Source organism: Actinacidiphila acidipaludis (assembly GCF_019890725.1).
GTDB lineage: Bacteria > Actinomycetota > Actinomycetes > Streptomycetales > Streptomycetaceae > Actinacidiphila > Actinacidiphila acidipaludis.
Map to the genome: position 1 here is coordinate 139005 of NZ_JAINZZ010000003.1, position 21746 is coordinate 160750.

A 21746-nucleotide genomic window follows, 5' to 3' on the forward strand; every position below is an offset into this window, starting at 1 on the left:
TCCCCGGGGTCCATGACGCCCCGCCCGCGGCCCCCGGACCTGCCGGTCCTCGCCGTCGTGCACCATGGAGGGCGGAACGACGACACGCAGGCGGGCACGGGTACGGCACCCATCGCCCCGCAGGCCGGGCAACGCAGGAGGCACCGCTCATGGGCTTCGGGGACGTCCACGGGACGGTGGCGGACGGCTGGCAGCCGGTACGCGAGACCTTCGCGCACAACTTCTCCCGCCGCGGCGACCGCGGCGCGGCCGTCAGCGTCTACCACCAGGGGCACAAGGTGGTGGACCTGTGGGGCGGCACCCGCGACTTCGACGGCGGCCCCGGCGGCAAGCCGTGGGAGCGGGACACCGCGCAGACCGTGCGGTCCGCCACCAAGGGCGTGGCCGCGGCCTGCCTGCTGCTGCTCCACCAGAGCGGCCGGCTCGACCTCGACGCGCCGGTGGGCGCGTACTGGCCGGAGTTCAAGGCCCAGGGCAAGGACCGCGTCACCGTGCGGGACGTCCTCGCGCACCGGGCCGGCGTGCCCGCGCTCGACGTGCCGCTGACCCCCGCCCAGGCGCTGGACGGCGTGTCCGGCCCGCGGGCGCTGGCCGCCCAGGCGCCGCTGTTCCCGCCCGGCGCCGCGCACGGCTACCACGCGCAGACCTACAGCTGGCTGCTCGGCGAACTGGTGCTGCGCGTCACCGGCCGGACCCTGGGGCGGTTCGTCGCCGAGGAGATCGCCTGGCCGCTCGGCCTCGACCTGTGGATAGGCCTGCCCGCGGGCCAGGAGCACCGTGTCGGCCGCATCGGCGCGACCCCGGCCCCCGAGCCCACGGCCTCGGGCGCGCTGCGTGCCCGCCCCAAGCCGGCCGTCAACGACGCCTACGCCGACCCCGAGTCGCTGACCCGCCGTGCCTTCGCCGCGATCACCCCGCTGCCCGACGAGAACGACCCGGTCTACCGGGCCGGCGAACTCGCCGCGTCGGGCGGCATCGCGACCGCCCGCGCGCTGGCCCGCTGCTATGCGGCGTTCGTCGGCGACGTGGACGGTGAGGCCGGCGGTGAACCCGGCGGTCCGGGCGCGCGAACGTCACCGGACGGGCACCGGCTGCTCGCCCCGGCCACCGTGACGGCCGCCCGCACGGAGGAGTCCGCGGGTCCGGACCGCGTCCTGGTGGTCAACACCCGCTTCGGGCTGGGCTACATGCTGCACGGCCCGTCCTCCCCGCTGCTCGGCCCGGCCTCCTTCGGGCACCCCGGCCGCGGCGGCTCGCTCGCGTTCGCCGACCCCGACCACGCGGTCGGCTTCGGCTACGTCACCAACGGCATGCAGCAGAACGTCACCGCCGACCCTCGTGCACAGGCTCTGGTCAGGGCCGTTCGGGAGTGCCTAACCTGACCCGATGAAACGCTTCGACACCTACGGTGTGATGGTCACGGGCGGTGCCCGCGGGATCGGCGAGGCGACCGCGCGGCGCTTCGCCGCGGAGGGGGCCGGTGTGCTGATCGCCGACCGCGACGGCGCGTCGGGCGCGCGCACGGCGGCGTCGATCCGGGAGGACGGCGGGCTGGCCGAGCACATCGTGTGCGACGTGGCCGACCGCGACTCCGTGGACGCGGCGGTGGCCTGGGCGGCGGCCGCCTTCGGCACGCTGGACGTGCTGGTCAACAACGCGTACTCGTGCACCGACCACCACGAGGACTTCGGCGACGAACGGGACGAGGAGTGGCTCCTCGACCTGGACGTCAGCCTCGTCGGCGCGATGCGCTGCGCGCGGGCCGCGCTGCCGCACCTGGCGAAGGCGCCGGGCCGGCGCGGCGCGATCGTCAACATCGGCTCGGTCAACGGGCTTTCGTATTTCGGCAACCACGCGTACAGCGCGGCGAAGGCCGGGCTGGTGTCGCTGACCCGCACCCTCGCGCAGACCGCGGCCGCCCAGGGTGTGCGGGTGAACCTGGTCGCCCCCGGCACGATCCGCACCCCGGTGTGGGAGGGGCGCGAGGCGACGCTGACGGCCGCGGCCCGGATCTACCCGCTGGGCCGCGTGGGCGAGCCGGCCGACATCGCGGCGGCGGTCACCTTCCTCGCGTCGGCCGACGCGTCGTGGATCACGGGGGTGACGCTGCCGGTGGACGGCGGCATCCTGGGGTCGAACGCGGGGTTCACCGATGCGTTGGCGGCTGAGGCCGCGGCCGACTCCCTGGGCTGAGGGCCCTCCTCACGTGCCCGGGTGCCGGGTCGGGTCTGCCCCTGCGGGGGGCGTTGTGGTGTGGCGGCGCGTTGTGGCTGGTCGCGCGGTTCCTCGCGCCCCTGGGGTGGGCGTTCGGGGTGTGTGCGGCCTCTTCATGCGTGCCCGGGCGCCGGGTCGGGTCTGGCCCTGCGGGGGGCGTTGCGGTGTGGCGGCGCGTTGTGGCTGGTCGCGTCGTTCCCCGCGCCCCTGGGGTGGGCCTTCGGGGTGTGTGCGGCCTCTTCATGCGTGCCCGGGCGCCGGGGTGGGGTCTGCCCGTGCGGGGGGCGTTGCGGTGTGGCGGCGCGTTGTGGCTGGTCGCGCCGTTCCCCGCGCCCCTGGGGTGGGCGTTCGGGGTGTGTGCGGCCTCTTCATGCGTGCCCGGGTGCCGGGGTGGCGTCTGCCCCTGCGGGCGCGTTGTGGCTGGTCGCGCCGTTCCTCGCGCCCCTGGGGTGGGCCTTCGGGGTGCGTGCGGGCACTCCTCGCGTGGCCGGGCGCCGGTCAGCCGGCGAGGAGGAGGGTGATGCCGGTGACGACCAGGGCGGCGGCGAGGAGGCGGGGGCGGCCGAAGCGCTCCTTGAAGACCAGGGTGCCGATGGCCGCGCCCACCAGGATGGACGTCTCGCGCAGGGCGGCCACCGGCGCGAGCGCGGCGCGGGTCTGGGCCCACACCACCAGGCCGTACGCGGCGGTCGACATCGCACCCCCGAGCAGCCCGCGGGCGGCCACCGGGCGCAGCTCGGCCAGGAGGTCGGCACGGCGGGCGGTCGCCGCAGCCACGGGGATCGCCATGCCCTGCATCAGCATCAGCCACGCGATGTAGCCCACCGAGGTGCCCGACGCGCGGACACCCACCCCGTCCACCACCGTGTACGAGGCGATCGTCAGCCCGGTGCCGACGGCGGCCGCCAGCGCGGGCCAGTTCGGCCGGCGTCCCCGCAGCCCCCACAGGGCGACCCCGCCGAGCCCGGCCGAGGCCACCAGCACGCCCGCCGCCTGCCACGCGTCGGGCCGTTCCGAGACGAACACCGCGGCCAGCACCGTCACCGTGACCGGCGCCACCCCGCGGGCCACCGGGTAGACCTGCCCGAACTCGCCGAGCTGGAACGACCGCATCAGCAGGTACTGGTACGCCAGGTGGATCGCCACCGAGGCGGCCAGGTACGGCCACGCCGCCCGGTGCGGGGCCGCCGCGAACGGCAGCATCACCAGCGCGCACAGCGCCCCGCCCCCACCCACGAGGGTGAAGGCGAGGAGCTGGTCCTTGATGCCGTGCGCGATGGCGTTCCAGGCAGCGTGCGTCACGGCGGCGATGAGGACGACGAGGACGACGACCGGGCTCATCCGCGGCGGCGCCCGCCGGTTCGAACGTCCGCAGCCGTCACGGCGGAACGGGCCGCCGCCGTCACTGCGCTGCCAGGACCTGGGCCACGATCGGGCCCGCGGAGGTGTTGCCGTGGCCGCCGCCCTGCACGATCGCCGCCGCGGACACATGACCGCTGTACGCGGTGAACCAGCCGTTCGTCGTGGGGGCGCCGTCCACCTCGGCGGAGCCGGTCTTGGCGCCCGCGCCGGAGCCGAAGCCGCGCATGACGCCGCCGGCCGTGCCGTAGGTGATCGTGTCGTGCATCATCGCCCGGAGACCGGACGAGACGCCCGGCGGGAGCGAGCGGGACGGGACGATCTGCCCCTGGACCAGGCCGCGGTCGACGATCAGCGGCTGGTGGAAGGTGCCGGTGGAGGCCGTGGCGGCCACCGAGGCCATCACCAGCGGGCTCATCGCGAGCTGCCCCTGGCCGATCATCTCCGAGGTCAACTCGTCCTGGTCGCCGCCCGGGTCGGGCATGGTCGGCTGGTTGGCGGGGGTCGGGGTGCCGACGCTCCACGGCTGGGTGAGGCCGAACTGCGCGGCGGTGTGCCGCAGTCCGCCGTCCGGCAGGTGGCCGGCCTGCGTGATGAACCCGGTGTTGCAGGACACCGCGAAGTCCCAGCGCAGGGTCGCGCCGGGGTTGTCGTGGACGCCGCTGTCGTTGTGGTAGATCCGGCCGTACTTGTAGTTCCTGGCGTTGACGCACGGCGCCGGGGAGTTCGGGGTGAGGCCGCCCTCCAGCAGGGCCGCCGCGGTGACGATCTTGAACGTCGAACCGGGCGCCGCGCTGCCCTGCAGAGCGGTGTCCCAGCCCGCGGCGGGGGCGTAGGCGGCCGCGAGGACGCCGCCGGTGCGTGTGTCCAGCGCCACGACGCCCGCCTGGTCCTTGCCGGCCACCGCCTTCTCCGCCGCCGCCTGCAGCTTGGAGTCGAGAGTGGTCGTCAGGCGCTTGCCCTTGCCCTTCTGCAGGGTGACCAGGGTCTGGCCCTCGGAACCGTCGGCCTTCTGGACGTACGTCCTGACGGCGGGCGTCCCGCCGGAGAGCTGGTCGCCGTACTTGGTCGCGAAGTCGTCGAAGATCCGGGCGAGGGAGGGGTACTGCTGCGCCGTCATGGTCGTGCCGTGGCGGTCCACGATGTCCAGGTCCGGCGTCCTGGCCTGCCCGGTGACGATGGTGTCGCCGTCGGCCAGCCCCGGGTACAGCACCGAGGACGCCCAGGTGACGGCGGGATCACCCTTGTCGTCGCGGCCGACGGTCAGCGAGGAACGGTACTGCAGGGCCGTGTCCTTGCCCTGATATCCGACGTGCGCGATGACGGTGTACGGCATGGACGTCGCCGAGGGCGTGCCCGGGGTGATCTCCACTTTGGTGATATGGCCGTCCGAGGCGAATCCGCGCAATGCGCTGGTTGCCGTCTGCACTGAGTCCGTCAGTCCGGCCGCCCTGGAGATGTCGCCGCCCGCCCACGCGGTGAGGAAATCCGTCGCCGTCTCGGAGACCTCCTTGGCCGACAGCGCGTTGTTCGCGGCCGTCGAGGAGGTCCCGGTACTGCTCTTGCCACTGCTCCCGCCCCCGCCGCCGGTGTCCAGCGCGCTGAAGATGTTGAACGCGCCGAACGCGGCGACCCCCACCATTCCGGCGAACACCGTGCCGATGATGCCGATTTTGACACCTCTTGCCATGGGCACAGCCCAATCCCCCCTCCCCTTGAACGCGTTCAATGAACGCGCTTACCGGACTCTACGGGAGCGGCCGGAACCCTCGGGTCTCGGCAATGCAACGGGTTCGTGCCGAAACCCTATGAAGAGGAACCGCGTTGACCGCTTTCCACTCGCCGCCCGCACGGGCCGCCCGTCCGGGCCCGGGCCGGAATCGGATGCCGCGTCCGCGCGTCCCTGGAACGCTGGCCACATGCCTCGACGGATCATGTTCGTGCAGCTGAAGACGGGTTACGACACCGACCGCGGGCCCTCGTGGATCGGATGGGTGGACTTCTCGAGGTCCTGGGGCACGGCGTACTTCCGCGGGCGCACCCTGCGCCGGACCACGGGCCTGTACGACGCGAACTTCCACGACGTCGGGACCGGCGAGGAGTTCTGGCTCTCCGGCCCCAGACGGGACCGCGCCGACACCCGCTACGGTCCCCTCCCCCCGGAGATCGAGCCGGCTGCCGCCACCGCCTACCGCGCCTTTCTGGACGGCGCGCCCCTGCCGGGCCGGGAGAACGGCTGAGGGCCGGGTCGCCCGCGCGTGATCCGGGAGTCCGGACGGCCCGGGACCTGCCGGAGTGTCCGCAGGGCCCTGGGGTGCGGTGAGGCGGTCGAGGTGTCGGTGACGGGACCCCGGCCTAGCGTGGGGGTATGAGCGGCAGCGACGGCGCACTGACCCGGAACGCGGAGGTGATAGACCGCCTCCCCCGGGAGCCGCTGCCCGTCGTGGGGTTCTGGGGCCGTGGTCAGGACCGGGCGCTCACGGTACGGCTCGGCGGCCGGGAGCAGCGTGCCGTCGCGACCGAGGAGTACGCGTACAGCGACGGCCGGGTCGCCTACCGGATCCGTCCCGCCGAGGCCGACGGTCCGCAGGTCCGCGTGTGGTGGGACGACGCCGCGATGCGGTGGGGGTGGCTGCCGCCGGGCCGTGACGGCCGGACGGCGCCGCGGTACGGCGGGCCCGGCGAGGTCCGGAGCCGCCGGTGGCCCGAGGACGACTGGCCGATGCTCTGGGTCCACGTCCGCGGCCGGTGGCGGCCGGCACTGCTGTACCAGCGGGAGGACTGGCCGGACGGCACGGTCGTCTACACGGTCGGCGTCGACCCCGAGGGTGCCGCGGGGTCCGCGGACCGGGAGGAGCTGCGGCTGACCTACGACCCGCGGGCGATCCAGCCCCGCGAACACCTGGTGCGCGCCGACGGCTCCCAGGCATGACGAGGGCCCCGCGCCCGGCGTACCGGTGCGGGGCCCCGCGGTGTCTCCACGTCATCGCGTATCAGCTCGCCGACCTGGCTAGATCCAGGAGTCGAGCCACATTCGGGCCTGCCACCCGGAGTACGGGATCGTCATGCCCGTGTAGATCGGGAAGAAGTAGATGAAGTTGCGGCTGGCCAGTGCCGTGGGCCTCTGACCAGCCGATACGTGTTCGTTTGGGCCGCCGCTACGCAGCCTGGGCCGTGTGTGGGCCGTGATCTTGCGTACCCGTGGTCCTGCTCACGGGCTTTCCAGCGCTTGGCTACTCGGCTAGAGATCGAACAGCGGTTCTTGGGACTCCGGCTTGGGTGCCAGGACTGCGCGCATGCGGCTGATGCTCTGCCGCCACTTTGGACCATCGGGCGTCTCGTCCCAAAGTGCGGCAAGCTCGGATGCCTCTGCGGTCACGCGGTCGAGCACCTCAACGGCAAGCGGGCGCAGATCGTCGGCGAAGCGCGGAAGGTCTCCCTTGGGACCGTAGCTTGTGCTGATCGGCTCACCCCCCGGGTACTGCGCTGCGATGAGAGCAACGGCAGCGACGGCTTCCACCCCTTCTGGGCATTCCAAGTAGTCCCGCGGCCGGATTGCGCGTGCCAGAGTCGCCCTGACAACGCCCTCGCGTTCGTCCTGGGCTGTCTCGTCCAGGGTGTAGGCGAAGTCCGCGGCTGTGTCGTTCTCGAACGGGCCGATGTCCCATGTCCCCATAGCGACTCCTCGCGTCAAAGTGCAGTGATCGTCGCATTGGCCACCGACAGCGGCGCCAAAAGGCGAGTGGCGCTCCCCGTGTGCGACCCAGCCACAATCAGGCGTCCAGGCCACCAAGCGGCCTGGACGCCTGGTAGACACTCTCGACTGCCTTTCGAGTCCTTCCCTCGCTACTCGGCATCAAGTGCGTATACGTGCGGAGCGTGAACCCCGGATCGGCATGGCCGAGGTACTGGCTCAGCGCGCGGATGTTCTCCCCCGCGTCCAGCAGGACCGAGGCGTAGAAGTGCCGCAAGGCATGCATGCCGTGCTCTCGCGCTGCGGCGTACCGGTTGCCCTGTTCGGCAGCCGCGATGACGCCGGCAGCCGACAGAGCAGGCTTCCACATGAAATCGTTGAAGTAGCTCGCCCGGATGTGCTCACTGCTACTGCCAGTGAAGATGAGCCGCTTCGCCACGATCGGCCCATCGGGCGTCCGCCAGGGCAGCGCAACCTCGACGGCCGGGAATGCCTCCATGTGAGCCCGGAGCGCGCTAGCGACGGCCGGAGGGAGCGGAACGTCTCGCACCTTTCCGCCCTTGGGCAGGGCGAACACGTGCTTTCCGCGAATGCGCTTGAGCTGGTGGCCGACGGTCAGCCAGCCTCCTGCGAAGTCGATCTCGTCCAGGGAGAGGCCGAAGATCTCGCCTTGTCTGAGTCCGCATCCCGCTCCGGGGTCTACGGTCGCTCGCACACGTGCCGGCAGTGCTGCCCGCACTGCGAACACCTGCTGTGCCGTCCAGGGGCTGACGCGGGGCTTTCCCGGTTTCGGTAGCTGCACAGTCCGCGCCCGACATGGGTTCTTCGAGATCAGGCCGTCATCCACAGCGGCGCTCATCGCTGCGGAGACGGTTCCCACGATGATGCGGCGGTGCGATTCGGCGGGCACGGTCTTCTCAAGCTCGCTGATCCATGTACGGATGTGCTCGGGCTTGAACGAGCCGAGGGGGCGAGTGCCGATGTGGGGATAGGCGTGCAGCCGAAGCCGTCGTTCGGCGGCTTCTCGGCTGTTGATTTCGCCGGTATGCGACTTCACCCAGCGCTCCGCGTACTGGCGGAAGGTGATGCGGGCCGCCCTGGGATCGACGTAATGGCCACGCATCATGTCGGCCTCAGTCTGGGCGAGCCACTGCTCTGCCAAGCGCTTTTGGCGGTCCGGGAAGCTCTTGCTCTTCTCGGTGCCGTCCGGTCCGATGTATCGGGCCCGGTAGCGCAGGCCGGTGCCGTAGCGCTCTGTCTTCACGGGACGGCCTGTGCCGTCGGGGTTGGTCCTGTACCAGCGGTCTTGGATGTGGCCTGCCATGTGGGGCGACTCCTAGCGGACATGGCTGCGGCCGGTGGCGAGCGTCGTGGCTCGCCACCGGCCGCGGTGGTCGATGGGTGGCGGTTAGGCGGCTTGGGTGGCCTGTTCGTCCGTCCAGGCGCGTACGGCGGCGGGGTCGTAGCGCACGTGCTTGCCGACGCGGAATCCGGGCGGCCCGGTGCGCTTCTTGCGCCAGGCGTAGACGGTCTCCAGCGGCACGCTGAACAGGTTGGCGATGTCTTCGGGGGTGAGGTACCGGTCTGGGAGACCGCCGCGAAGGGTGGCGCGGGGGTCGGGTTGAGCGGATTGGAGTCGGCTCATGGGGTCCTCAACAGTCGAGTCGGAGGCGCGGTCGGGAGCTCTTGGGGCCCGTGCTGTCCGAGGTTCGGATTTCTGCGTCACTGCGTCACCTGCGTCATGCGGACTTGTGACCTGCGGATTTTGGTGACGCAGGCGCGTAAGGCTGCGTCATCCGTGCGTCATCGGGTGACGCAGGTGACGCACGATGACGCAGAGCCCGCCGTCTGCGTCATCGCTGTTCCCGCAGGTCAAGCGGCGTTTCGTGACGCAGGTGACGCAGGTGACGCAGGATTTCCTACTTAGGAAAAAAGAGGGGGTGTTTGTAGTCGTCTGGGTGTGCCTCAGAGCGTGAAGAAGGAGCCGCTGCGCGGCGCGACCCTTCGGCGGCCCATGGGCCGAACAGCAAGAGGAGCACCCCCGCGGCGCGGCTGGTGCTCTTCTTGCTTGTCCGCCCGAGCGGCCGTCAGAACGCTGCCTGTTGCTCGGGTGGCGGTTGTGCGGCGGGGCGGCTCATTTCGAGGTAGCGGCCTTCCTTGGTGCGGCCAGAGTCGATGAGCACCCCGCGGGCGGCCAGAGTGGGCTGGAGGCGCTTGAGGCGGTCGGAGAGTACCTTCCCCGTAGTCGGCCACCCTTTGGGCAGGGGACGGCAGTCCTCGCCGTTGTAGAGGCGGCTGAGGGTTTGCAGCCACTCGGTAGAGGTCATCCGCTCCTCGATGCCCGGGGTCATGGTTTCGGCGTGCTGGAGGACTGTCTGCGCGAGCAAGTCCCCCTCGATCACGTCGTCATTCAGGTCATCCAGGCTGGCCCGGTACGCGGCCAGGGCCCCGATGCCGGTGGCCCCGTCGAGCTGCGCACACAGATGCGCGAAGTCGGCCATCCGCAGGTCTGTGGGCGTCTCCGCGGCAACGGCACGGACCTTGACCGTCAGGTCCAGGAGCGATCCAAGGATGACGGGTAGGGCTTCGGCGTACTCCGCCCACAGTTCCGCTTCCGTGCGGCGGACGCCGGGCCGCTCCAGCCGCAGCGGCAGGAGCCGTTCAGCGAGGTCCGGCCGGATCACGCCCACGTCGATACCGGTCAGCAGCAGCGGTCGGCGGTAGCGGGCGCGGAAGACATCCCCATCGGTGAACAGGGCCCGCTTGACGTTCTCCGCGCCGGTCACGATGCAGCACATCGCATCCGACAGGTCGGGGGTCATGTGGGAGAGGTTGTCGAGCGCCGTGACCCATCCGGCAGCCACGGCCGCGATCAGGTTCTCTTCATCCTTCGGGGCGCGCCGCAGGTCCCCGCTCATGCCCTCAATGATCCGGATCAGCATCCGCCCCCCGGTGGACTTGCCCGCGCCCTGCGGGCCGGTGAGGAACGGGGCCGGCACGGGAACGGACGGGGCGAGGCAGCCGATCAGCCACGCGATGGCCAGGCATTCGGTCTCGGCGGTGGCAAAGTTGCACAAGCCCAACAGCAGATCGATGCCCTTGCCGTCGGTGTCCTTGACGGGCAGGGGGAGTTCTCCAGTGAGCTGGGTGCGACGCCAGCACACCTCGCGCGGGTCGGGCGTTTGGATGTCCCAGCCGGTGGGGTGGATACGGACTGACTGCCCGTCGTTGCGTCCCAGGTCCAGCCACGTCGCGCCGTCGAAACCGGGGGCGACGCGGATGTGTACCGGCTGCACCTCCTCCGACAGGGCCAGGGCTTCGATCAGGTCCAGCGCCTCTTTCAGAGCGGTGCCGTTGAAGACTCCGCAACCGTCCTTGAACAGCCCCACCATGAGTTCCTGTCGGTGGCTGCCCGTCGTGCCCTGGGAGCGGATGGGACGGGCAACAGGGTGGCCGTTCTTCTGCGCGTAGACGGTCCCGTCGGCGGTGCGGAAGTACCGGAAGTGCGCGCGGGCGTAGTCGGCGATGATCTCGCGTGCGGGGTTCTTCTCGTCGTCCGACACGATCACACCCCCAACCGTGCTCGGGCGTTGGTCCATGCGTCGGTGCAGTGGCGGGCACTCTCGCCTTTGGCCTGCGCGGCGGTGAACAGCCGGGCGATGTGGGCGTCGGTGAGGCACCCGCACCGGCCATGGGCGGACAGCACCGCGAGGAACGTGCGGTAGACCGTGGCGTGCACGCCCGCGGACGCGGCCGTGATGGTCTGTTCAGCCATCGCGATACCGCGTTCCAAGTAGGTCGGCGTGCGGTGCGGGCAGGCACCCGCACCGGCCGGCGCGGGCACGGCAACCGGTCGCACAGCGGCGGGCGCTTTCACCGCCAGAGCGCGCACGGCATCCGGCAGATCCGCCAGCATGCCCGTGCCGTGGCCCAGCCAGCGGGCGTAGGCCATCGTGGACTTGATGTCCACGCCCGGCCGGACCGCGTTCGCAGACTGCATCGCCCCGCGGTAGATCCAGTGCTCACCGCGGGTCGTCGGAACCGTCCGGGTGGCGGGCAGGGTGTCGCGGGCCCACTCGATGGCCGCCGCGTTGTCCAGGTCCACCACCGTCAGCCCAGCACCGCCCGGGTGATAGGCGATACAGACGGCCCGGCGCCACGCGTTCGCCCACGGCCGGGAGGCCAGGATGGTGGGGTCGGTGGTGGCGGCGGCCCATCCGTGGCACGGGCGCGGGCAGGCGCACGGGCCGGGGGTCTTCATGTTCGGTCGGCCGCCGCATGCGTTGCGCGCACACGCGGGGCAGTTCGCGAAGGGCACTTTGCCCTTGCGTAGCGGCAGCACGGGCACGCCACTGGACGCAAGACGCAGTGCGGTCGGATCGGTCATGCTGGATGTCTCCAGTTCCTTGGTTGGTGCTGGGAGTGAGGGGCGACCGCGGTCTTTGGCGAGAGGCGGTCGCCCCGAGCGTCATCGGGCTTGCCGGGCACGTTCGTTGAGGCTGAGTTGTTCGGGGCGGGTGCGGGGCACGCCGGTCACCCAGGGGAAGGGGTTGATGTCGGCGGCGGCGGTGAAGACCCGAAGGGCCGCACCCTTCGGGGCGTCGGGCAGGGCGTAGACGCGCCCGCCGTTCAGGGACGCCAGCAGTCGCGCGGCGTGATGCTCGCAGCCGTTCGCGCCTGCGTTGGTGGCGTCCAGGATGGTGACGGCTGGGGCCCCGGTGCACGGCGTGTGGTCGTCGGGGTGGGCTACCGGGCAGCGGGCCGTGGTGGATGTGAAGGCCTCGTTCACGCGGGTCTCCTGATCACACAGGCGGGATGTTGGCGGGGAGTCCGGTCAGGACTTTGGTGCGCCAGTTGAGGGCGTAGGGCAGGCAGTTGGCGCAGTTCTTGTGGGTGGTGTGGCCGGGCATGGGGGGTCGTCTGCGGGCGTGGTAGGACCAGGCGGCGGAGTCGGCGGATGCCATGAGGTGGCCTACGCGCTGGAGGCCGAGGGTTTTGAAGCCGAAGCCGTGCAGGGGTATGCCGTGCGCGGCCAGGGTGGTGACGATGGCGGCGCCGTCGTTGGTGGATTGGCGGCGGCAGACCGACCCGAGGCCGACGAGGGGTTCGCGGGTGAGGTCGATGCCGGCGCGCTGGTAGAGACCGACGCAGTGTTCGTAGTCCGGGAGCTCCCAGCCCTGGAGGACGGGCACGATCGGCAGGTCCGGGGCCAACTCGCGCAGGTGCAGGTAGTTGGCGACGGTGCGGTGTTGGTGTTCGGCCACGGATAGGCCGGTGCCGGTGAAGGTCTGTCCTGCGAAGGTGCCGCCGTGGATGATCGCGGGTTCGCACATCCAGTCCTGGGGTGCGGCCCAGTCGAACGGGCCGACCTGATCGCGGATGCGCCGCAGGTCGTCCACGTAGTGCTGCGGGGTGATGGTCCAGGTGCCGAAGCGCTGGAGGATGGTGAAGCCACCGGAGTCGATGGCGTAGCGGCCGATGGCACGCGGCAGGCTGCGGGCGGTGCCCACGCCGAAGTGCTCGTACTTCAAGAACAGCGGCACGTCGGTGAGGGTGACCCAGTGCCGTTTGTGGGTGGTCAGGTAGAACCTCACGCGGCCTCCTTCGAGGCGTCGGCGCAGGGCCAGCAGCAGCCCAGCGAGCGGGGGATGACGTAGCCGCGATCGCGGCGGCAGGTGGAGCAGGTGCGGCGGGCCCGCATCGCCGCGGACAGCGCGTGCCAGCGGCCCGCGGTCATCGGCCGGACGGGCTTCGCGCGGCTGCGGTCGTAGAGGAGTGCATAGCGTCGTCCGCGTCGCCAGCGGATCTCAGCGACGGGATCGACGCCGCCCGGGCGTAGGCCTGCCGCACGTGACTGGCGGCGGGTCAGCAGGCCATCGGGGGCGCATCGGTAGGGGTAGACGGGCAGGGCAGGCACGTGCGCTTCTCCTCCCGTGTTGGTGACTGTGTGTGCAGGGAGGGAGGCATGGGGGACCCTGGGAACCCGGGTTGTCGGGGGTTTCCGCAGGTCCGGGCCGGGTGCCTCCCTGACTCCCTGTGCGGGTGTTCGTGCTGATCAGGTCAGGGAGGCGGGGTCAGGGAGGCAGTCAGGGAGAACTCCCTGCCTCCCTGACCGCCTCCCTTCACTCAGCGTCACTCTCGGCGGTGTTCTCGGTCCGGTCGTCCAGTGCCTCACGGACCCTGCCCCGGTCCACGACCATGCGCCCATCGGACTTGCGGACCGCGCCGGAGGGGGCGAGGACCTCGCGCAGATCGGCGAACGTCCACTCCCGGTACTCGCGGCCGTTGCGCTCGGAGAGGCGGTGCAGCACCTCTTGGGTGCGCATCCGCTCCGCCTGCCCGAGCACCGCGTAGATGTCGGCGAGGTGGTCCACCACAACACCGACCGGAGCATCGGCAGCAGCGGCGGGCGTGATGCCTTCGCGCAGTGCCAACGCCCGCTGGACCACGGGTGTCACCTGGTCGACCTCGGCGTCCTTGCGGACGTAGTAGGCCCGGACCAGCTCGAACGCGTTCGACGTGAAGCCGACCGTGAGGGCGGTGCCGATGTTTTCGGCGGGGTTGAGGGTGGTGGCGGTGATGCCGGCGCGGTGCTTGCCGGTGCCCAGCAGACCGTCGTTGGCGACGTGGTCTCCGACCGCGAACGCCACCCGATGGGAGGTGTTGCGGGTGACGTCCTTCGGGATGCTGGACGCGGTCGGGGAGACGGTGACGAACACCAGCGTGATGCCGACCTTCCGGGCCTTCTTGAGCACCTTGATGGCCAGCTCAGCGGCTTCCTCACCGTACTTCTTGTGCTCGAACAGCTCGTGGCACTCATCGAACACCACCACGCGCGGACGCATGCGCGGGTCGCGTTCGGCAAGGTCGCGGGTGAGCTTGACGGTCTCCCCGCCCATCTCCTCCAGCAGCTTGCCGCGGCGGGTCACCTCGTCGCGCAGGTCCCGCAGCGCATACAGGGCGTCTTTGACCTGCTCGTCCTCGTCGCCCTTGACCAGCGTGCGCAGACGCTCACGCATCGGGTCGTAGTCCACGTTGTAGGCCATGACGTAGACGTCGATCTCGACCAGCGGGTCGAGCATCGCGCCCAGCAGCAGGCCCACGACCAGGGACGACTTACCCGAGCCCATGATGCCGCCGACCATGTAGTTGGAGGCCATGAGCTTGCCCATGACCGGCTCCCCACGCTGCGAGACACCGACCGGAACGCCCTTGAAGTAGTCCGCGGACCCCTCCGTGAGCAGGGGCCAGGCGGGCACCTTCCCGGACAGTGAACCCTGGTCAGCCACCCACAGATCGAGGGTGCCGGGTGCGGTGCTGGGCTCGGTCGGCCACACCTCGACGGGCAGGCGCAGCAGGTTGTGGGCGAGCACGTCCTTGTGCTTGTTGATCATCTCGACAGTGACGCCCATCGGGAGCTGCAACTGGGTGTGCCAGCCCTTCCCCAGCCGGGTCGTCGGCTGGACCCATCGGGCCTGCCAACCAGCCTTGAAAGCCTGGTTGAGCGGACCGATACCCAGGTGCCGCAGGGCGTCCAGGATCGCGCCCTCATCCGGCACCACATCCCGCTGCTCCTGCTCGGAGGCGGGCAGGGCCCAGTTCGGCGCGGACTGCCCCTTGCGGCCGATGTTCCAAAGCGCCGCGAGACCCAGCCACGGTCCGAAGAACGTCGCAGGTCCCCACACGATCGACGCCAGCCACACCAGCGTGCTTATCGCGTGGATGGTGAACATGATCGGGGCGATGGTCAGGCCCGGCTGCTTCTCGGCGATGGCCAGCACGATGCCCAGGGCCAGCAGGCCGCCCGCGGTTCCTGTGGTGCCGACCGCAGCGGACTTCACCACCCGCGGGGCGGCGGTCAGCAGCTCCATACGGCGCTTGTGGCGGTCCTCGCGGGCCTTGGCTGCCGCCTGCGCCCACTCCAGGGCCACCTCGTGTTGACCGGCTGCCTCAGCGGCGCGCATCATCCGCTCATGTCGGGCGACCGTGCGCGCATCCCACGCGCGCTTTGCCACGATGCGAGCACCCCCCACCACATAGGCGGTGTGGCGGGCAGCAAGTCGTACACCGGTCTTAGTGCGGTCGTGGGTGACGACGTGCAGCGTCACACCCGCGGCACGCTTGAGGCGCACCCCCGTGGGCCGCGCGGCGGGGCGTTCGTCGGAGGGGATGACGACGCCCTCCAGCACCCGCGGAGCGTCCGCAGAGGTGGGGTCGGTGTCGTGCTTGGTGAGGTCGGTGACGGGCCGGGCCCGTCGTGTGCTGATGTCGATGATCTCGGTCATGCTGGGCTTCCCTGCTCTCTGGCATGAGGTGTGGGGCCCGGGCCGGCCGGATGTCTTGGCGGATAGGCGGCCGGTCCGGGGCGGATTCACTTGCTGGCGTCGGCGCGCTTGCGTGCGCCGTCCAAGATGCGATCGAGCTTGCGTTGCAGGTCGCGCTGATCAACGTCCTCACCCGCAACGCCACGCTTGGCCATACGGGCGATCAGCCACGCCACGCGGGCGGCTTCCGCGCCGGTCAGCGGCGGGTCGTCGGGATGGGTGCGGATCACTTCCGCCCCCGGATGTCGCGGTAGATGCCGTAGACGACCAGCGCCACCAACGCGATGCACGCGGCGGCGATGGCCAGCGCCACCGCAGCGAACGCCACGGTGACCATGAGCATCGAGCCGCCGACCGCGATGGCCAGCCACTTACCTGCCTGACCGGCGCCGGACTTCTGGATGACGATCGGCGCGGGCGGGGCCGGAGCCTGTTGGGCGTTGATGATGTGCTGGGCTTGCAGCGCGGCCACGATGACCGCGAACTGGTCGCCCTGCCGGGCGGCTTCCACCGCTTCGGCGGAAGCCTTGCCGATCTCGGACACGTCGGTGCCTCCGGTCTTCCGGGTCAGGTGGGGGTCGGCGGGGGTCATCCGGTTGCGCCATCGGCCGTCAGGCGCTTCCACGACGCCCGCAGCCGGGTCTCTGAGGCGCTGTGACCGGCAGCGCGGAAGCGGGAAGCGGCCTCGCGGTAGGAAGGCGGCGGGGTCTGGGAGGCGAGGATCTGCCCGATGATCGAGTCCAGTTCGTCATCCGACAGCGCGGGCGCGTCCAGCGCGGGCAGGGCCGGTAGCGGCTCAACCGGGCCCCACACCGGCAGTTCCCACATCGGCTGTGAGCCGGGCGTGACACGGCCGGTCACGCTGGCCAGAGCCGCCGCAGACTTGTCGTCCAGACGTGCCTTTTCCAGCACCGCCCACGCCTCCGAGAGCGCGGCGGCGGTAGCGGCCTGCACCTTGGCGACGCGCGCGCCTGCCTCCGTCACGGCGGTCAGGCGGGTCTCTTCGGTCGTGGCGTCGGCCTGCAGCCGAGCCCGCGCCACGGCGGCTTCATCGCGCGCCTCTTGCTGGATAGTGCTGATCTTGTCCAGCGCCCCTGCGGTAAGCGCGGTGCGCTCCCACAGGCTGTGGACAAGCCACAGCGCCTTCGCAGCCAGGGGCAGCCAGGCGACGGCCAGCCACGCACCCGCGGAGGCTTCGGCGAGCAGCGCGTGAGCGACCAGAACAGCGGTCGCGAGCACGCCGAACGACCAGCCGACCGCGGTAACGGGGCGGGAATGGTCGCCCTGTGCGGCAAGGCGACGCTCGTAGGCGAGGGTTGAGAGCCATCCGCCGTCCAGGCCGAGACCGACGACCAGGGCGACCTGCCACGGCATTGACTGGCCCAGCCACATCACGACCACGGCCAGGGTGAGGACCATGGACACGAGCGTCATGGCGACGGCCGGCGCGACCGTCAACAGCCGCTTGAGGTTCTTCCGGGTGCGGTTCATGCCGCCACCTGCTTTCCCCGCGGGCGGCGGCGGGCCGGGACGGTGGGGCGGGCCGGGACGAGGTTCAGGAGCTCCGGCATCGTGCGGCCGATGGTCTCGACGGCCAGTGCGGTGGTGCGGTCGTACAGGCTCGGGTCGTCGGCGAGGATGTCGCGCGCGGCGGCCAGGCGGGCGGCGCGCTCTTCCTCGCTCTCGCCCTCCTCGCCCAGCCACAGGTCCAGCGGGGTACCGATAGCGAGCTCAACGAACTCCGTGGCGTTGGCGGCCACGTGACCAGCGACGATACTTCTCATGGGTCGTGCACTCTCCTAGGTAGATAGGGGAACGGCCCGAACAAGCGCCCCCGGAGTTGCACCTCCGGGGGCGTTCGCCGTTCTGGGGTGCTTCCTGCGGCCGCACGCCGACCACCGCCACGACAGGCGCGGTGGACGACGTGCAGCACAGGTCTGCAAACGCGCAGCTCAACAGCCACGCAATCCGCCTTTTCGACTCGGGGAGACGGGACCCGGTATGGAGTTCTCAAGCAACCAGCGCTTCCTTCGGACCCGTGTCACGGAGCCCTCCAGGCGCATCCGAGCAGCCCAAAGAAGGGCCGTTCGATGTAGCTATTGTCCGTACAATGGCTACAGTCAGGATGTTGGCAGCGAGAGGTGGCGTCGTCAAGGGCAATGCCCGCATTGACTGGACAATGCCTACAACCTGCGGCTTTCATGGAGGCGTGACGGTGAACCGACTCGGGCGAAACCCGATGTACCAGCAGATTGCGGACGTCATCCGCAGTCAGATCGACACCGGACAACTGGCCCCGGGCGCCAAGCTCCCGACGGAGGCAGAGCTCCGGGAGGAGTACGGCGTCTCACGCGAGACCGTGCGCAAGGCGCTGGGCCTCCTCGTCAACGAAGGGCTTGTCGTCTCAGCGCGACCGCAAGGGCACTTCGTGCGGCGACGGCAGCCGATGGTATTCCGCCCGCAGGCGGAGTTCCGTGAGCGGCCGTACACGCCAGAGATGGACGCCTTCGTGACGGAGTACAGCGCGGAGGGACGCGAACCCCGGCAGGAGATCGAGGTTGCCATCGTGGAGCCGCCGGCCGACGTGGCCAAGCGCCTGCGGCTGGAGCCGGGCGAGCTCGTCGCGGTGCGCAAGCGGGTCCGGTACCTGGATGGCGAGCCGTTCAACACGAACGACAGCTACTTCCCGCTGAGCATCGTCCGCGACTCGGAGATCATGCGGCCGGAGAACATAACGCGGGGAGCCAACGAGGTGCTGGCGGACCTCGGCTACCGCCAGGTGCGTGCGCTGGACGAGCTGTACGTGCGGATGCCGGTCCCAGACGAGGTGCACCGCCTGGACCTGGGACCCGGAACGCCGGTCGGTGTCCACCTCACGACAGGGTTCACGGAGAAGGGCAAGCCGGTCCGCGTCGCGATCACGACGCTGCCGGGGGATAGGCACGTCGTGTCGTACGAACGCCGTTGGGAAGCGCCGGACGGGGAAGCATGACCCCCTTGCACATCCGGCCCGCTCAACCTGACGAACTCACAACCGTGGAGAGCCTGCTCATAGAGGTGAGCGAGTGGCTTGCCTCGCGGGGCATCGATCAGTGGCAGTTCCCCCCACACCGCGACCGCATCACGGCAGCCCTCCACCGCGGCGAGGTCTTCCTCGCCGAAGTGGAGGGGCGGCCCATCGCCACCCTGCAATTGGATAACCACGCCGACCCGGAGTTCTGGACCGCGGTGGACGAACCCGGGAACGCCCTATACGTGCACCGCATGGCCGTCGCCCGCGACTTCGCTGGCTTTGGTGTCGGTGGTGCCCTGCTGCGATGGGCGTCAGACCGTGCTGCTTTGATGGGTAAGGCGTGGCTGAGGCTCGACGCATGGAAAGACAACCTTGGACTGCACCGTTACTACGAGAGCCAGGGCTTCACGCTTATACGGGTGATCAACCTGCCCCATCGAGGTTCTGGAGCGCTCTTCCAGCGGCCAACCCGCTGAAGTCTCGTCTACGGGCCTGTACCCACTCGCTGCACCAAGACAGCGCCACCACGATGCCAGTCCGTTCGATGAGGGCTTAAGTGGTGCGGCGGCCAGTGCTTTCCTCGTCATAGTTGATCATGTTTCGAACCATCTCATATGCCGGGGTCAGATCATACGACACACTATCCATCAGCTCGCGAGCTCGGGCTGGGTCGCCGTCCCTGAGTGCCAGGTAGGCAAGCATGTGAGAGACGGGCTCCCCTTTCTTATTTGCCTCCACTAGGTATGTGCGCGCCTTTTCGTAATCTCGTTTACGGAGGCAGAGCTGACCCAAATGGTAGAGCGCATGGCCCTCGCCATTCTGTGCCGCCTTAGCGTAAATCCTGGTTGCAGCCTTGATTTTTCCTTGTCTCTCGTACAGAAATCCTAGGGCGGTGGCGCCTCGGTATTGCCCAGCATCCATGGCGCGTCGATACCAGAGCATGGCCTTATTTGGCTCCATGAGCGCCTCTTGAACCATTCCCATCTCGATGTAGTACTCGGGCTTTCCGGAGGCTAGAGCTTGGTTGATCCAAGACAGGGCTTCGCGCGGATCCCGGCTCTTGCGGCAGCGAGTAGAAAGATTAGCCATCGCTCGCACATCTCCGTCGGCGGCTGCTTCACGAAATAGTGCGTCAGCTTCTTCGTCGCGATCGGCCTTCTCCAGAAGTAGTGCCAGATTGTTTTTTGCGTACTCCGAACCCATAGCTATCGCTTTTCTGTACAACTCTTCTGCTTCGTTCGCACGGCCATTCTTTGCTAGCAGGGCAGCGAGATTGAAGGCGGCATACTTATCGTCAGCCTGAGCCAAGCGTTCGCGGTAGAGAGACTCTGCCTCCTCTGGCTCGCCTAGCTGGTTGAGAACCCCGGCCAAGTTGTTCGCCGCTTCAGCGTTGCCGGCCCTTATCGCCTGCCGGTAGGAAGAGGAAGCTGCCTCTAGGTCCCCATTTTCTTCTTGTGCGACACCCAAGAAGAACCAAGCGTCATCGTTATCGCCTTCGTCAATCGCCTGCCGAAGCCACTCCTCGGCTTTCCGGTAGTCGTCTTGATGAATGCAAAGGCGCCCCAGTACAGTCTTTGCTACGGGCGAATCTTTCTGCGCAAAAGAAAGAAATAGTTCTTTTGCTTCATCCAATTGGTCGTGAACTAGAAAATAGTTTCCGAGGTTGCGCATCGCGTGACCGTCGCCCTCTTGGGCTGCCTCTAGAAACCAATATGACGCTTCGTCTTCGCGACCGGAGCGACTCAGTACCAAGCCCAGGTTGTTCTTGGCTAGTAAACTTCCCTGAGAGATCGCCTTGCGGTACCAAAACTCGGCCTCTTCCAGGTCGTCGCGCTTGGCGGATATGTAGCCTAGGTGGAATGAGCCCTCGGAAATACCGGCAGATGCCAGACGCTCGTATGCGCGGGATGCGTAGTCGTATTTGGCTGCCTTTTCGGCTCTATGTCCTACGCTATGCGTGACCTCTAGGGAAAAGTCATCGACAGCCGAATCCCATACTTCCTGTGGTAGTGATGGGTCTTTTTTGTCGCGAGCATGGGCTTCCGCAAGGTACTCGAAAGATCTATATGTTTCTTCCCCTACTGGTATTAGCAAGCTGCTTGTAGCATGTAGGGGCTCGAGTGCCCAATGGATGGCATCAAGCAGAGACTCGGGACGTAGGCGAGATCCGCCACGCTTATCTAGGTAGATGGCATGCAGTCGTTCTAGCAGTTGTTTAGAAATGGGCTCCCGGACCCCGGCGCGTCTCAAATCGACCGCAGCTGAAACAAGGGCGGCGCCGCGAGGGTGAAGGCCTGGCGACCAGGCATTCTGCCATTCGCGATAAAGCTGCGGGCCCGCCGCCAGATATTCTGCGATCCCATACTCGGATGCGTAGCGGCTTGCGTCCTTTACTCGCGGGTCTTTAGACCGACTTGCCCGCTTTACCTCGTCATCGCTCCATTGCCGGTCTATGTAGAGTATGTGAGCCCTCGCCGTGACCCCTCTGGCTGCCCTGACAAGGGCTCTAGCCTCGGCGCTATGACCTCTTTCGTGTCGAGGTGACAGCAAGTCTAATTGATCAGCGCGCATAGTCCCGATGAGGACGGCGCCAGACCGCAATGCTTCATCCAGCGTGCTCGTCGAAATGGATGGGCGGCTAAGGAACCTATCGAGTTCGTCAAGCCAGATCACTTTGTCGCGCGACCGCGCAAAGGCCACACACTCTGCAAACTCCAGTCCATCTTCTGGCCGAAATGCGAGATATTCGGGAAATTTACTTTTGATGGCCTCGAAAGCAGTGCGTGACTTCCCCGATGTGGGGTCGCCTACGAGCAGTACGAATGCGCCTGGCTGCAATACGGCGTAGAGGTCCTCATCGATATCCCTGCGCACGTACTCTGGAAATTGAGTTTGGTTCCATGTAGCCGCTGGGTGTACGCCAAAGCTTACAGGGTCGCGATATTCCCGGAAGCGGAGAGTCCTGTCTAGGGCGAGCAGATGTGCAGTATTGGCCAACTCTTCCGGCGATCTTGCTCCGCGGCTGGCGTAGTAGATTTGGACGCCGTGATTTTGCTGGAAGGCCGTTCCGTGATCGTGAACGTCAGCAGATTGAGACGGCTTAGATGAACCGGCAGCTTCCCATTCAGATTCAGGTTCCATT

The 21746-nt window shown here is 68.8% G+C and carries 22 protein-coding genes; 6 read left to right on the forward strand and 16 right to left on the reverse strand.

Translation table 11 applies throughout. The annotated features are described in order from the left end of the window. Positions 1-149 precede the first annotated feature (149 nt). Together K7862_RS03925 and K7862_RS03930 are read left to right on the forward strand one after the other, a co-directional pair. A complete protein-coding gene (locus K7862_RS03925) occupies positions 150-1382 on the forward strand; it encodes a serine hydrolase domain-containing protein (protein WP_222960627.1) in 1233 nt (410 codons plus the stop codon). Between the two features lie 4 nt (positions 1383-1386). Continuing rightward, positions 1387-2193: an SDR family NAD(P)-dependent oxidoreductase gene (locus tag K7862_RS03930; RefSeq protein ID WP_222960629.1), complete on the forward strand. Its 807-nt coding sequence runs from the start codon at positions 1387-1389 to the stop codon at positions 2191-2193. 519 nt (positions 2194-2712) lie between these two features. Here K7862_RS03930 and K7862_RS03935 read toward each other — a convergent pair. Together K7862_RS03935 and K7862_RS03940 are read right to left on the reverse strand one after the other, a co-directional pair. Continuing rightward, positions 2713-3555: an EamA family transporter gene (locus K7862_RS03935; protein WP_222960631.1), complete on the reverse strand. Its 843-nt coding sequence runs from the start codon at positions 3553-3555 to the stop codon at positions 2713-2715. A gap of 61 nt (positions 3556-3616) precedes the next feature. Further along, a complete protein-coding gene (locus tag K7862_RS03940; protein ID WP_222960633.1) occupies positions 3617-5263 on the reverse strand; it encodes a penicillin-binding transpeptidase domain-containing protein in 1647 nt (548 codons plus the stop codon). Positions 5264-5492: 229 nt separating this feature from the next. On the opposite strand from K7862_RS03940, the gene K7862_RS03945 reads away from it, so the two are divergent. Together K7862_RS03945 and K7862_RS03950 are read left to right on the forward strand one after the other, a co-directional pair. Then, positions 5493-5813 carry a hypothetical protein gene (locus K7862_RS03945; RefSeq protein WP_262412619.1) on the forward strand — a complete coding sequence of 107 codons (321 nt, stop codon included), beginning with the start codon at positions 5493-5495 and terminating at the stop codon, positions 5811-5813. A gap of 128 nt (positions 5814-5941) precedes the next feature. Further along, the gene (locus tag K7862_RS03950; protein WP_222960635.1) at positions 5942-6505 is read left to right on the forward strand and encodes a hypothetical protein; all 564 of its coding nucleotides are present in this window, start codon (positions 5942-5944) and stop codon (positions 6503-6505) included. Positions 6506-6814: 309 nt separating this feature from the next. Here the strand turns inward: K7862_RS03950 and K7862_RS03955 are convergent, their stop codons facing one another. The 13 genes from K7862_RS03955 to K7862_RS04015 all read right to left on the reverse strand — a co-directional run bounded on the left by K7862_RS03955 (position 6815) and on the right by K7862_RS04015 (position 17375). Beyond that, the gene (locus K7862_RS03955; protein WP_222960637.1) at positions 6815-7249 is read right to left on the reverse strand and encodes a DUF4259 domain-containing protein; all 435 of its coding nucleotides are present in this window, start codon (positions 7247-7249) and stop codon (positions 6815-6817) included. 97 nt (positions 7250-7346) lie between these two features. After that, positions 7347-8591 (reverse strand): tyrosine-type recombinase/integrase, encoded by a 1245-nt coding sequence (locus K7862_RS03960; protein ID WP_222960638.1) that lies wholly within the window; start codon positions 8589-8591, stop codon positions 7347-7349. A gap of 84 nt (positions 8592-8675) precedes the next feature. Beyond that, positions 8676-8912, reverse strand: coding sequence for a helix-turn-helix transcriptional regulator (locus K7862_RS03965; protein ID WP_222960639.1), 237 nt, complete (start codon positions 8910-8912; stop codon positions 8676-8678). A 442-nt stretch (positions 8913-9354) separates the two neighbouring features. After that, positions 9355-10830, reverse strand: a complete 1476-nt coding sequence (locus K7862_RS03970; RefSeq protein ID WP_222960898.1) for an AICE element replication initiation protein — start codon at positions 10828-10830, stop codon at positions 9355-9357. Positions 10831-10832: 2 nt separating this feature from the next. Beyond that, positions 10833-11654, reverse strand: coding sequence for a bifunctional DNA primase/polymerase (locus tag K7862_RS03975; RefSeq protein ID WP_222960640.1), 822 nt, complete (start codon positions 11652-11654; stop codon positions 10833-10835). Positions 11655-11735: 81 nt separating this feature from the next. After that, positions 11736-12056 carry a hypothetical protein gene (locus tag K7862_RS03980; protein WP_222960641.1) on the reverse strand — a complete coding sequence of 107 codons (321 nt, stop codon included), beginning with the start codon at positions 12054-12056 and terminating at the stop codon, positions 11736-11738. A gap of 13 nt (positions 12057-12069) precedes the next feature. Beyond that, positions 12070-12861 carry a deazapurine DNA modification protein DpdA family protein gene (locus K7862_RS03985; protein WP_222960642.1) on the reverse strand — a complete coding sequence of 264 codons (792 nt, stop codon included), beginning with the start codon at positions 12859-12861 and terminating at the stop codon, positions 12070-12072. Next, positions 12858-13184 carry an RRQRL motif-containing zinc-binding protein gene (locus K7862_RS03990; protein ID WP_222960643.1) on the reverse strand — a complete coding sequence of 109 codons (327 nt, stop codon included), beginning with the start codon at positions 13182-13184 and terminating at the stop codon, positions 12858-12860. The genes K7862_RS03985 and K7862_RS03990 overlap by 4 nt, the downstream gene beginning before the upstream one ends. 205 nt (positions 13185-13389) lie before the next feature. Further along, positions 13390-15552, reverse strand: coding sequence for an FtsK/SpoIIIE domain-containing protein (locus K7862_RS03995; RefSeq protein ID WP_222960644.1), 2163 nt, complete (start codon positions 15550-15552; stop codon positions 13390-13392). Between the two features lie 86 nt (positions 15553-15638). Continuing rightward, positions 15639-15821: a DUF6257 family protein gene (locus K7862_RS04000; RefSeq protein ID WP_308011830.1), complete on the reverse strand. Its 183-nt coding sequence runs from the start codon at positions 15819-15821 to the stop codon at positions 15639-15641. Then, on the reverse strand, positions 15818-16183 hold the full coding sequence (locus K7862_RS04005; RefSeq protein ID WP_222960646.1) for a hypothetical protein: 366 nt from the start codon (positions 16181-16183) through the stop codon (positions 15818-15820). Before K7862_RS04005 ends, K7862_RS04000 begins: the two co-directional genes overlap by 4 nt. Continuing rightward, positions 16180-17082 (reverse strand): protein spdB, encoded by a 903-nt coding sequence (locus tag K7862_RS04010; RefSeq protein ID WP_222960648.1) that lies wholly within the window; start codon positions 17080-17082, stop codon positions 16180-16182. The genes K7862_RS04005 and K7862_RS04010 overlap by 4 nt, the downstream gene beginning before the upstream one ends. Then, the gene (locus K7862_RS04015; RefSeq protein WP_222960650.1) at positions 17079-17375 is read right to left on the reverse strand and encodes a hypothetical protein; all 297 of its coding nucleotides are present in this window, start codon (positions 17373-17375) and stop codon (positions 17079-17081) included. The genes K7862_RS04010 and K7862_RS04015 overlap by 4 nt, the downstream gene beginning before the upstream one ends. Before the next feature lie 341 nt (positions 17376-17716). Between K7862_RS04015 and K7862_RS04020 the strand changes: the two genes are divergently transcribed. Both K7862_RS04020 and K7862_RS04025 read left to right on the forward strand, forming a co-directional pair. Further along, complete coding sequence (locus K7862_RS04020) at positions 17717-18583, forward strand: GntR family transcriptional regulator (protein WP_262412621.1); 867 nt, start codon at positions 17717-17719, stop codon at positions 18581-18583. A gap of 44 nt (positions 18584-18627) precedes the next feature. Further along, positions 18628-19080 (forward strand): GNAT family N-acetyltransferase, encoded by a 453-nt coding sequence (locus tag K7862_RS04025; RefSeq protein ID WP_308011831.1) that lies wholly within the window; start codon positions 18628-18630, stop codon positions 19078-19080. A 76-nt stretch (positions 19081-19156) separates the two neighbouring features. On the opposite strand, the gene K7862_RS04030 is transcribed toward K7862_RS04025, so the two are convergent. Continuing rightward, entirely contained in the window at positions 19157-21745 is a 2589-nt protein-coding gene (locus K7862_RS04030; protein ID WP_222960654.1) for an SEL1-like repeat protein, read from the reverse strand. Between the last annotated feature and the right edge of the window lies 1 nt (position 21746).